This window comes from Microcystis sp. LE18-22.4A (assembly GCF_027531105.1).
GTDB lineage: Bacteria > Cyanobacteriota > Cyanobacteriia > Cyanobacteriales > Microcystaceae > Microcystis > Microcystis aeruginosa.
Genome location: NZ_JAPZRB010000099.1, coordinates 1 through 10790 on the forward strand (window position 1 = coordinate 1; position 10790 = coordinate 10790).

11 protein-coding genes are annotated in these 10790 nt (G+C 40.2%); 1 reads left to right on the top strand and 10 read right to left on the bottom strand.

Going from position 1 to position 10790, the window contains the following annotated elements:
- Window positions 1-156: 156 nt before the first annotated feature.
- A complete protein-coding gene (gene lepB / locus O9295_RS04330; protein WP_288031969.1) occupies window positions 157-759 on the bottom strand; it encodes a signal peptidase I in 603 nt (200 codons plus the stop codon).
- Window positions 760-1053: 294 nt separating this feature from the next.
- Here lepB and O9295_RS04335 point away from each other — a divergent pair, with 294 nt between their 5' ends.
- Complete coding sequence (locus O9295_RS04335; RefSeq protein ID WP_288031973.1) at window positions 1054-3225, top strand: EF-hand domain-containing protein; 2172 nt, start codon at window positions 1054-1056, stop codon at window positions 3223-3225.
- Between the two features lie 331 nt (window positions 3226-3556).
- Here O9295_RS04335 and O9295_RS04340 read toward each other — a convergent pair whose 3' ends face one another.
- The 9 genes from O9295_RS04340 to O9295_RS04380 all read right to left on the bottom strand — a co-directional run bounded on the left by O9295_RS04340 (window position 3557) and on the right by O9295_RS04380 (window position 10491).
- On the bottom strand, window positions 3557-4225 hold the full coding sequence (locus O9295_RS04340) for a DUF2290 domain-containing protein (RefSeq protein WP_288031975.1): 669 nt from the start codon (window positions 4223-4225) through the stop codon (window positions 3557-3559).
- 7 nt (window positions 4226-4232) lie between these two features.
- On the bottom strand, window positions 4233-6332 hold the full coding sequence (locus tag O9295_RS04345) for a DEAD/DEAH box helicase (RefSeq protein ID WP_287739683.1): 2100 nt from the start codon (window positions 6330-6332) through the stop codon (window positions 4233-4235).
- A gap of 271 nt (window positions 6333-6603) precedes the next feature.
- Window positions 6604-7266, bottom strand: a complete 663-nt coding sequence (locus O9295_RS04350) for a Na(+)/H(+) antiporter subunit B (protein WP_288031977.1) — start codon at window positions 7264-7266, stop codon at window positions 6604-6606.
- A complete protein-coding gene (locus tag O9295_RS04355; protein ID WP_288031979.1) occupies window positions 7266-7808 on the bottom strand; it encodes a DUF4040 domain-containing protein in 543 nt (180 codons plus the stop codon). Before O9295_RS04355 ends, O9295_RS04350 begins: the two co-directional genes overlap by 1 nt.
- Window positions 7809-7816: 8 nt before the next feature.
- The gene (locus tag O9295_RS04360) at window positions 7817-8086 is read right to left on the bottom strand and encodes a monovalent cation/H(+) antiporter subunit G (protein WP_002752066.1); all 270 of its coding nucleotides are present in this window, start codon (window positions 8084-8086) and stop codon (window positions 7817-7819) included.
- Window positions 8083-8334, bottom strand: a complete 252-nt coding sequence (locus tag O9295_RS04365) for a hypothetical protein (protein ID WP_002771873.1) — start codon at window positions 8332-8334, stop codon at window positions 8083-8085. Before O9295_RS04365 ends, O9295_RS04360 begins: the two co-directional genes overlap by 4 nt.
- A complete protein-coding gene (locus O9295_RS04370; protein ID WP_288031983.1) occupies window positions 8331-8714 on the bottom strand; it encodes a Na+/H+ antiporter subunit E in 384 nt (127 codons plus the stop codon). The genes O9295_RS04365 and O9295_RS04370 overlap by 4 nt, the downstream gene beginning before the upstream one ends.
- Window positions 8711-10147, bottom strand: a complete 1437-nt coding sequence (locus O9295_RS04375; RefSeq protein ID WP_288031986.1) for a cation:proton antiporter — start codon at window positions 10145-10147, stop codon at window positions 8711-8713. The genes O9295_RS04370 and O9295_RS04375 overlap by 4 nt, the downstream gene beginning before the upstream one ends.
- On the bottom strand, window positions 10144-10491 hold the full coding sequence (locus tag O9295_RS04380) for an NADH-quinone oxidoreductase subunit K (RefSeq protein ID WP_002796737.1): 348 nt from the start codon (window positions 10489-10491) through the stop codon (window positions 10144-10146). Before O9295_RS04380 ends, O9295_RS04375 begins: the two co-directional genes overlap by 4 nt.
- Between the last annotated feature and the right edge of the window lie 299 nt (window positions 10492-10790).

The following is a 10790-nucleotide window of genomic DNA, read 5'->3' on the forward strand; positions in this document are numbered from 1 at the left end:
AAACCTTGCATTATCCTTCTTGTAGTACATAAATTGGTACGAAAAGAGAGGGCAACAAAGCCTGAAACTCCCGACGACCGGCTACTGACGACCGGCTACTGACTCCTTAACCCCACCAACAAACTTTTTCAGCAGACCCTATTTATTTTGTTGACATTAATTCTGATTTGTGGCAGCGTCGGGGTTGTCAAGTCCTCCCAGACGATCGAAGGGCCAAAAACGCACCACGGCGCGACCGATTAAGTTTTCCCGGGGAACGAAGCCCCAAGCGTGGGAATCATAACTATTATTGCGATTATCGCCCAAAACCAAATATTGATCGGGGGGAACTGTCACCGGTCCGAAAGCATAATTAGGTTCTTCGGCGATATACTTTTCCGCTAAAACTTTACCGTTGACGTGAACTAGACCGTTTTTGACTTCCACCTTATCCCCCGGCAGTCCAATCACCCGTTTAATAAAAGCATCATGAAAATTTTGAGCTTTCAGGGCGGCTGTCGGACTAAAAACCACTATATCACCCCGTTCTGGCTTCTGAAAATGATAGCTAACTTTCTCGATAATTAGGCGATCGTTAATCTGGAGAGTGGGTTCCATGGAAGAAGAGGGAATATAACGGGCCTCGGCCACAAAAGTGCGGATGCCAAAAGCCAAAATTCCAGCCGTGACAATGGTTTTAACTGCTTCTAGCCAAGGGTTTTCTTGGGGGACGGGAGGAGGAGAGGGTTTTTCGGATTTATGGTTCAAGCTTTCAGCCATAGAATTTAAACTTTTGAGAAGGATTAAGCCAATACGCTCTTTAATGTTCTAGTCTAGTGATAGTAGCAGCGTAGATAATATTTTAAGACAATTTTCCCACATATACTGGATCACTGTTAATTTGTCAACGCCGCATCCTGCTGCCTGAAGGGGAATTTCCTCGGGGGTAGAAAAAGGCAATGCAGTCCCTCAAAAAGGCAAGTTTTTCGCCGCTATTAGAGGAAAAGCTTGATAATTCGAGGATTGAAGCCCTAATCTCCCTTAAAAGTCTCTTCTCCGTCACTACTTAGACCTATGTTTGCACAAATTCCCGAACGATCAATGCACTATCTGCGATGGGTTGTTACCATCGCTTGGTTAATTCTGATATTTTCTCTGTTTTTTGACCCGATTTCGGCACAATTAACCGATCCTAACAATCTTTCTAGTCCCCTGAGAGTTGATCCCGATGTGTGCATTAAAGTCCAGGGAGTTTGCTTACCCCAATCCTCCTATCAGTTAGCTGCGCCGATTTTTTGGGGAATAGTGGTTCCTAGTAGCATTTTTATCTTATTAGTATTCGGTCACGAACTCTGGCGGCGTATCTGTCCTTTATCCTTTCTTTCTCAAATACCGCGCGCTTTGGGTAAACAGCGTCAGAAAAAATACACCGATAAATCGGGGAAAGTCCGCTATGAAATCTATAAAGTGCCGAAAAACTCTTTTTTAGCCCGTAATTATCTCTATCTACAATTAAGTCTGTTATTTTTGGGTTTATGCGGACGGATTCTCTTTGATAATTCCGATCGCTTAGTCTTAGGCAGCTTTTTAATCTTTACTATTCTAGGGGCGATCTTTGTGGGTTATTGGTATGGGGGCAAATCTTGGTGTAACTATTTCTGTCCCATGAGTCCAGTGGAAAGGATTTACGGTGAACCGAGGGGTTTACTAAATAGTACCGCTCACGAAGACAGTCGCGGTGGGATTACTCAATCTATGTGTCGTATTGTCCGGGAAGATGGTAGCGAACAAAGTGCCTGTGTTGCCTGTCAGAGTCCCTGTATCGATATCGATGCGGAAAGATCCTATTGGGATGGGATTACTAACAGAGATCGCCAATGGCTTTATTACGGTTATTTTGGCTTAGTTTTTGGCTATGCTATCTATTATTATCTCTATGCTGGCAATTGGGACTATTATTTCTCTGGAGCTTGGGCGCACGAAGAAAATCAACTAGAATCCCTCTTTCAACCGGGTTTTTATCTTGCTGGTCAGGCAATTGCGATTCCGAAGCTGGTAGCTGTCCCCTTAACTTTGGCAATCTGCACTTTTTTGGGTTACTTTCTCGGTAAAAAAGTTGAAAATGCCTACAAAGTCGATAGAATTCGCAAAAAGTCGCCTTTAACTACAGAAATTATCCGTCACCGCGTCTTTACTGTCGGAACTTTTCTGATTTTCAATTTCTTCTTTATTTTCGCTGGTCGTCCTTTTATTAATCTTTTGCCAAAATTTTGGTATTATTTCGCTGATATTTTACCGGCTGTTTTGAGTAGTTTATGGTTATATCGCACTTGGACAAGGGAGCCGGGCCGTTACCAACGAGAAGGACTCGCAGGAAGATTGCGTAAACAGTTGGGTAAACTGGGTCTCGATACGGCTAAATATCTTGATGGGCGATCGCTGTCAGCTTTGCACGCGGATGAGGTGTATGTATTGGCCAAGATACTGCCGGATTTCAGCCACCAGAAGTGTTTAAAAGCCTATAAAGCCTTGTTAAAAGAGGCTTTGGAGGAGGGATATACTGACTTCGGCCACAGCCTCGAAATCCTAGAACAAATGCGCTTAGAGTTGACGATTACCGAGGCCGAACATCAGGCAATTCTAACGGAGTTGGGTGTGGAATCGGCCGAACTTCTCGATCCGGACAAGCAGTATAGTCGCGAGGATTGGTTGCGTTTGCAGAGTTACCGCGATGCTTTGTTGGAAAGTTTGTTGGTGACTTGGAAAAAAGACCCCGATCGCCGGGTGGGGTCAGAATTGCTGCAAGTGTTAACCGGTAAGAGTTCCAGGGAGGCGATCAAGCATTTATTGACGGAATTGCCGGCCTCGGAAACGGAAACTGTCGAGTCTTTGCGTCGGGAGTACGGAGTTACCGGTCAGGAGGAGGAAACGATTCTCCATCGTCCTCTGGCCCGTCAATTATGGCAAAATATCGCCCGCGCTTTTCAGGTCTTTGATCGTCTATCTTTTAGTAGTGACAGCGATCGTGATCAACAGGAAAGAATTTTATTGGAAAGATTCCAGCTATTCGATAGTGATAGCTCTGGACAAATTAGCCTTGAGGAGTTAAAAGCTTGTCTTCAGGCGATCGAACCGGGGGTGACAGACAAGGAAATCGAAGCTATGTTACACCAGGCCGATACAAGTCGCGATCATCAGATTAGTTTTCCAGAATTTCGCAACCTACTGCACCAATTCCACAAATAAACTGTCTTCAGTTAAGGAGTCTTTATTTTCCCTGACTCCTTTTTTTCTTTAAAAAAATAGCTGTTCGCAGGCAGGCACGGATTCCCATTATACTAGAAAGTATAAGTCAAGTTGAGGGCTTTTGTCAAGCTTTTTTAAGAAAAAATTTCGAGGTTTTGCTGAACTGTATGAGGGTAAATCCAATAGGGACTATAGAGAGGGAGATTTAATAGCAAAATGTAGGCTCTTCTGGTTTCTGTGTGGAAACGAGGTCTATACTGATAGAATATCCGCAAAATAGTCCTAAAAGTCTTGCCCAGTAAGCATTTCACGATTCCATAAGCAAAAATTATCACACAAAGTCGAGAAGAGCCAAATGTAGTATATTCGTTTCTATTTCAGTTATGGTTTCTGGAAATCGCTGATTGTTAAAATTGATCTGCTCGGAATATAGATGATAGGCTGTATTGTAAAAGTTACGAAGGATAAAAGCAATAAATATGCTGGGTGTTAAAGGGGAGGACACTGGAATTCGGCAGTTTTTGAATTGTCCTAGAGTGAGATGACATCTGGGGTGATGAATCTCTTGAAAATTATCAGGATCGTAATCAAATCTAATCGGTACAGCTACAATATTTTTGTCGATAATATCGGCAAATATCTCATCTTCTTCATATAGTTCTGGCTCATTTTGAAAAGATTCTAAATAAGGGGATGAGAAGAAAGCTAGTCTATGGGATAATAACTGCGATCCTTGGAAGCGATAAAGTAATTGAATCAAGGCTCCATCAATCATTTTAATATTATAATTCTTACCGCGATCAAGCTCATCATAAATATCTTGATAGGCAACATTTTTTAGGGCAATGGATAAGTCGGAACTATTGGCATAGCTAATCTCAGAAATATTTTGACTCAATTTATTCAAAGTCGGAAAGTTCTGCTGACTTGATAATCCTACTTCTATCAATTTAGCCGTTAAATTTTTAACATCTTTAAAGATATTCTGAACATTAAGCATTTCTTAACTATTCTTGGAATATTTTGATAATTTCGTTTTTTTCATCTGATGAAAATTCTATACTTTTTAACTTGGCAATTAATTCTTGCTTTTCCCTGTCATTTTTATATCTCTTGGTATTAAGAGTATCTCGATAAACCTTCTTCATTTGTTGAAGTTCTTCGGGGGTTGGATAGGTAAACTCAAGAGCAAAATTTCTCGATTTAATTTCCTGAAATTCCCTCTCTAAAGCTGGCATATTTGCTCCATAACCAATAACTCTTAACCAAGCTTTACTTCTAGTCATCGCTGTAAATAAAATATTGCGGTTACTAGCAATTTGTGAACCAGATAAACATTCTTGAGCGTTAATGAAATAAACCATTGCCGCTTCATTGCCTTTTGCACGATAAATCTGTGTAAAAGCAATCGAGTTTTCTTGAAAAAACTCATCGGGAGAAGATGTGCTACCTGCTAAATGAGAATTAATATTTTTTGTAAATAACATTTGTCTAGCTTTTCCAAAAACGTTGCGAGCATTTTTAGGTATTGGATGGATAACCATAATATCTTGGCATCTTAATTCATCTTCCTTGAGATTCTTGGCAATTTGTTCCACTAGCCATTCAAATTGCTCCTGATTGTTATCGAAAGATTTAAAGTTGATAATATCATCGATAGAAGAATGTTCTTCAAGGAATTTAGGACTGGTTTTGGGGGTTCTAATCAGTTTAACAAATTCTCCTGATTTTAATTCTCCTTCTTCAACCTCATAACCAATATCTTGCCATAATTGAGGATTATCAAACATTTGAATTAGTCCCTGTGGATAATAAACTCCAAAACCTAGAGCATGAGCAGAGGACAGAATAGGACGAGAATTTCTGTAACAAGTATTTAAAACCACATCTTGTTGGGGTTCGCTGGGTAAATTCTCCAATTTAACTCTAGGATTACCATGATTATCATTTCCAAAAATAACTTCGGGAGAATGCATGACTTTACTATTTAAGCTTTGCAACTCATCATAGGCATAAACTAAACGTTTATCATCTTTCAAGATTTCATAGCAGAGTCTTAAGAAGTCTTGAGGAAAATCTTGAGCTTCATCAATTAAAATAAGATCATAATATTGATGAAATTTTTTAATCTCTCGGAAGGCTTTTTGACAGACAAACTCAAAAGGGTCTTCATTCAACAAATATGTTAGGTTGTTTGCTTGACTAAAATCTAAATATTCAATATTATGTCGTTTACATAGCTCATAATAAATTCCTTCTATCTCAGGACTTCCCCAAGCGTGAATAATTTTTACTTTTTCCCAGTCTGGTTCGGAATTTTTATGCTCATAACTAAACCGAGTAATTAAATCTTTGTATTGATCCTTTAACGAGCGTGTATAGAAGGTAACAGCAATATTCCAATCGGGATGAGTTGCATGAAGATAAGCTACTTTCAGCGCTAAGACAATTGTTTTTCCCGAACCTGCTAAACCTCTAATTCTTTGTACACCTTTAGTGGTTTCTAAAACAGCCTTATTTTGAGTTTCATCAAGATTAGCGATAGAATCTTCTAATTTTTTTAACTTTGCTCCCCTAGAATCTCGTTTAACAACATAACTGCGAGCGTCTTTTTTTCTAATGGTTGTAACAGCTTGTATAACTGAGTTGACTTTCTCGAAATATTCAGAATCATTGCCTTGACATTTCTTGATAAAATCATCAAGATCTTTATCTTTAATAAGAACAGGATATTCCTCTGGGTTAATTCCTTCTGGATAATTATTCCAAATCGGTGCATAGGTGGCTACAGAAATGTTAACTATTAGCTTTCTTTTTTGAACAAGCTCTTTATAAGACAGCAGTTTTGCTTCTAACTTGGTTATGCTCTCGTCTTGAGTGCCTTCAATATCCAAATCATAATTTTTTCCCTCATCAATATTAAAAATAATAACCCCTTGCTGACGAGAGACTAATAGAGCATCAATTTGATATCCTCCTTGGGGAGTTCCAATAATAGGATAGCCGATATACAATGTTCCCTCTATATCTGTTCTTTCCTCAAAATATTTAGCTAATCTTTGAGAAGATACAGGTTTAGCTGAAGAACCGCGAATAACGTTAACCATAATTTTTACCTCGGGAGTTCTTTTAGCAGAATCATTAGATGCCTATTGATTCTTGAGGAGGGCAACAAAATTACTATAGCATTTTTTCAACCATCAAGTCATGTTATGATTATCGGTTAATCCCCAGTTTTGACCTAAAGCTATAAATTATAGCTATTAAGTAGGGAGGCACAATTATTTGTAGGATGGGTTAGCGGTAGCGTAACATGAGTGGGCGTTGGGTTTCATGCTTCAACCCAACCTACGTTCTATAAATATAGATATTAACCTCTCACAATAAACCGCGATAGCGGATAAAAACGAGGATTACTGCCCAGGAACCTAAAGCTACTTTAACGGCGACTAAAATATTTAGTATCGGTAAAATGCCGCCACTAAATAGCGCTCCTAATTCCCCGTGGGGTAACTCAAATCCTGAGAGAGTAATGACGGCTAAAACAATAAAAACTAAGACGGAAATTTTCTCCCATGTTGCCGCTTGCCAACGGCGATAAATTGCTTGCATCCATTCGGGAGACGAGGTAATTGCTATTAAACCAATTGCCGTACCTCCGGCGACTCCGGCGGCAAAACCTCCCCCCGGACTTAAATGTCCGCGGATAGCTAATTCAATGCCCACTAAAGCGGTAATTGTTGCCCCTAAACGGGCTAAAATAATTGAAGGTTGGTCGGTAAATTGATGGATTTTACTGGCGGGTTTTTCGGTGGCTAAAAGAAAATTTGCCCCCATAATGGCAATGGTAAAAACAACCACTTCATAGATGGTATCGTAGAGACGATTACGAAAAATCACTACCGAAACCGCATTAGGAACACCACCGTCGCGCACCAGGGATTCAACAATTTCTAAGGATGATACAGAGGAAGCAGTATTGGGAATAATTACCATTTTGATAGCGAAGGCAATGGCGGCTAGAGTATAAATCCATTTCATTAGTGTTTCTCCTCTAATTTTCGGGTTTCAATACAGGTTAAAGTTGTGTTGGCTGCCGTTAATTCATTTTTAAAAATATCGTAGAGATAGGGTAATCTAATTGTGGTTTCGTAGGGGATGGTTTCTGGATTGTCTTGACGGATACAGACGGCATGAATATCCTTATCCATAAGTGCCTGTTGCAAAGCTTGTTTATCACTGTAGGCAACTAATTCTAAACGCATAAAACGTTTACTTAAAACCGTTTGTAGTTGAGTTTTTAACTGTTCTAAAACTGTATCGTTTTCCTCGGCAATTACTCCTAAACGCATCACTAAAGAGGAACGAATCGCCACCGCGTAGAGAGTTACGGCTAACATGGTTCCCATCAAAGCTTCGGTTAAAGACACATCTGCTGCCCCTAATAAAGCATAAACTAAAGCGGCTATTGCTCCCAAAACCCCGCGAATTACTAGAGCTTGGTAGGGATTGGATTGTAACATTACCATCGCCGCAGTTAAAGGCAAGAGGGCAACAATAACATAGAGATAACTTTCATTCATCTTTAATTTTACTCTCGATCGCTAGAAGTATAAGCTAAAACGTAGCCTAACATGGTGTTCCAAATTGCCAGGGAAATTATTGCCAATAACAATAAAGGCCAATTTTGGGGAACTTTCAAAAGTAGCCCGAAAATAATCGCCATAGAACCCAACGTATCAGCGACAGATAGACCATGTAATTTATATAATACCGAGCGCTTGTCTAAAAGATGCGCCGTTCCCCAAAACCAGAAAAACACTCCGATAGCGATGCAGATATAACTGAAAATGTCAATCATGATTCGTTCAATCGTTTAAGAATTTGTGCTAATAACATAAAGCCAGCATTACCGACACTGAGAATAATCACTGCTACCACTCCAATCATCCAATCATCCCGTAGAACTGACACCACTAGAATAATAATCGATGATTTACTGGAAGCACTGGCAAAGGCGGCCATTTTTTGCCAGATGTCATCATTTCTTGCCACTTCATAAAGGGGAATTAATAGGGCGACAATCATGGCAATGAGAACAATATTCATTCCTGGGAACTCCGTTTAATTAGATGAACTTCATAACCCTCATTTTCCTTGTATTCGGTGACGATAGTTTTCGGGGTAAAGGTAATGAGAAATATATCCCAAAAAGCCAATCTGGGTGAACGTTTACCCGAAATTCTCTCTAAAATAATTTCTTCTTCCTTGTGGGGACGAAAGATGATTTCAAACGCTTCTTTATAAGCTTGGGGAATAGCTATAAAGACTTTAATTATTACCTTTAACCAATCGCCTAAAGTTTCGCTAGAGGCGAAATTACGGGGTAAAAGAAAAGCAATAGCCACCCCGATCATAATATTAGCGGGGGTAAAATTAGCGGTGAGTAAAAACCACATAGTTAAACGCAGAATTATATGTCCGATCATGCTAAGACCATCCAAAACAATAGAACTAACATTATACTCATCATCCCGACGAGATGATCAAATTGTTCCCAAGCCCGCGATAATTTTAGGGATAACTTTTTGAAAACTCCCAGATATAACCACCACCCAGCACCGATGACGGCTAAAGCTTTGATAAGATTGGGGAGATTATAAGCTTCAACATAGACGGCATTGGCTAAAAATAGGGCGGCAAGGAGCAGAATTATTGCTGTCCAGAAACCGATAGTTAACTTCTGTTTACTTTCGCCACCCGCGTGGGGTAAAAAGATAAATTTAGCAAAGGAAATCGCCGTCCCCACCGCCACAAGATTGATCATAATCTCTTGCCAGGGGACTAAATTTTTCATCGTTAACGCTTTCGCACCAAAACCAGATAATAGGGGGAATCCAGAGATAGAAAAACTAGCAACCACTAGGGCAATCCAGAGAGAATTAGGGAGCGATTGTTGCTGTAATTCTTTAAAATTGCGACTGGGTAAAACTCCCGCTAACAGAAATAGGCAAGATTTAACTAAACCGTGGGTAAGGGTATAAAAACCACTGACTACCGGGGCGGCTAAAATAAAACCTAACTGGGAAATAGTATGGAAGGCTAACATCCGCTTGCTATCCTTTTCAAACACTGCGTATGACACGCCAAAAATCGCCGTTAGCACCCCGAAAAGCCGAATTAGGACATCTAAATCCTCTAGGATTAAAGCACAGCGCAGGAGGGGAAAAATGCCAGCTTTTACCACCACCCCCGACATCAGCGCCGAGACGGAGGTTTCCGATTCCGAGTGTGTCATCGGTAGCCATAATCCCGAGACAAAGATTCCCCCTTTGACTAATAATCCCATGAAGATTAAAGCCAAGGCTTCGGGAGGTGCGTCCTTTAAACCAGCAAAAGCAAAGGAATTATTGGCTTTATAGACTAAAACCGCACCGATTAGGTAAAATAACATCGCCACATTGCTGATAAACAGATAACGCAGGGCAACCCAGAGAGAGCGATCGCTGCGAGGGTAGGCAATCACCAGAAAAGCGGCAATACTAATTACTTCTAGGGCAACGTAAACGCTAATAAAATCCTCACAGACGAAGACAGAATTAATGCTGCCGTGGAGAATGATAGCTTGAGCGTAAAAAAAGGCCGTTTTGCTACTTTCCCAGTTATAAAAAATAACTGCCATCGTCACCAGGGCATTGGTGAGGATAAAATAGGCACTTAACTGATCGGCTACCAGTCTCACGCCATAATTATCTAGTAGGTTAAGGGTTATGGGGGAGGATTGGCTAAATAGAAGGAGAGAATAGGCGAGAGAGATAATAGTGGCGGCGAGAGCCAGATATTTGTCTAATCGCGGCAATAAATAGATGATAAAGCCGATCAAAAAGGGTAAACTTATCCAGGCGATCGTTAAAGTATTCATGGTGTATTATTTTTTTCTATCTCGCTGCTGTCGAGGGTGGGGTTATCTTTAGCTAATTTCATCACTCCCACCAGCATTAACGCCTGAATGGAAAAACCGATGACGATCGCTGTTAAAATCACTGCTTGGGGTACAGGATCGGCGTAATTTTGTTGTTTAACTGTACCGAGGATAGGGGTAAATAAACCGTCACGGGAAGAAATCACCACATAGTAGGCGATAACGCCCGTACTCATGACATCCATGGCGATAATCTTCATGATTAAGTTTTTTTTCAGGAATGTTCCTAAAAATCCGCACAAAACGGTGGCGAATACAAACAACTCTAGGAGGGGAATCGTCACTGGGCTTCTTGATTAGATTTGGTTATGAGTCAAAATATTTCTTCTAATTATCCTCGATCGAGTCCTATTTATCAAAAAAATCTCAAGATTATGGGGGGAATTTTCGGGCGGCAAATAGATTGTTTTAGATCTATAATTATTATTGAAAAAAATAAAAGCAAGCGGTTTCGCTTTAATAATGTATATCTTGCCAGAGAGCGCAATCAGTAATGTTTTGGAAATCTTTGATATTTTTGCTGGCAATAATAACCCGACGACTGGGATATTTTTCTTTGAGTAGAGACCATTGAGCCGATAGG

Bases quoted from the DNA above. Each gene is read 5' to 3' on its own strand.
- lepB (WP_288031969.1), bottom strand. From the start codon at position 759: ATGGCTGAAAGCTTGAACCATAAATCCGAAAAACCCTCTCCTCCTCCC.
- O9295_RS04335 (WP_288031973.1), top strand. From the start codon at position 1,054: ATGTTTGCACAAATTCCCGAACGATCAATGCACTATCTGCGATGGGTT.
- O9295_RS04340 (WP_288031975.1), bottom strand. From the start codon at position 4,225: ATGCTTAATGTTCAGAATATCTTTAAAGATGTTAAAAATTTAACGGCT.
- O9295_RS04345 (WP_287739683.1), bottom strand. From the start codon at position 6,332: ATGGTTAACGTTATTCGCGGTTCTTCAGCTAAACCTGTATCTTCTCAA.
- O9295_RS04350 (WP_288031977.1), bottom strand. From the start codon at position 7,266: ATGAAATGGATTTATACTCTAGCCGCCATTGCCTTCGCTATCAAAATG.
- O9295_RS04355 (WP_288031979.1), bottom strand. From the start codon at position 7,808: ATGAATGAAAGTTATCTCTATGTTATTGTTGCCCTCTTGCCTTTAACT.
- O9295_RS04360 (WP_002752066.1), bottom strand. From the start codon at position 8,086: ATGATTGACATTTTCAGTTATATCTGCATCGCTATCGGAGTGTTTTTC.
- O9295_RS04365 (WP_002771873.1), bottom strand. From the start codon at position 8,334: ATGAATATTGTTCTCATTGCCATGATTGTCGCCCTATTAATTCCCCTT.
- O9295_RS04370 (WP_288031983.1), bottom strand. From the start codon at position 8,714: ATGATCGGACATATAATTCTGCGTTTAACTATGTGGTTTTTACTCACC.
- O9295_RS04375 (WP_288031986.1), bottom strand. From the start codon at position 10,147: ATGAATACTTTAACGATCGCCTGGATAAGTTTACCCTTTTTGATCGGC.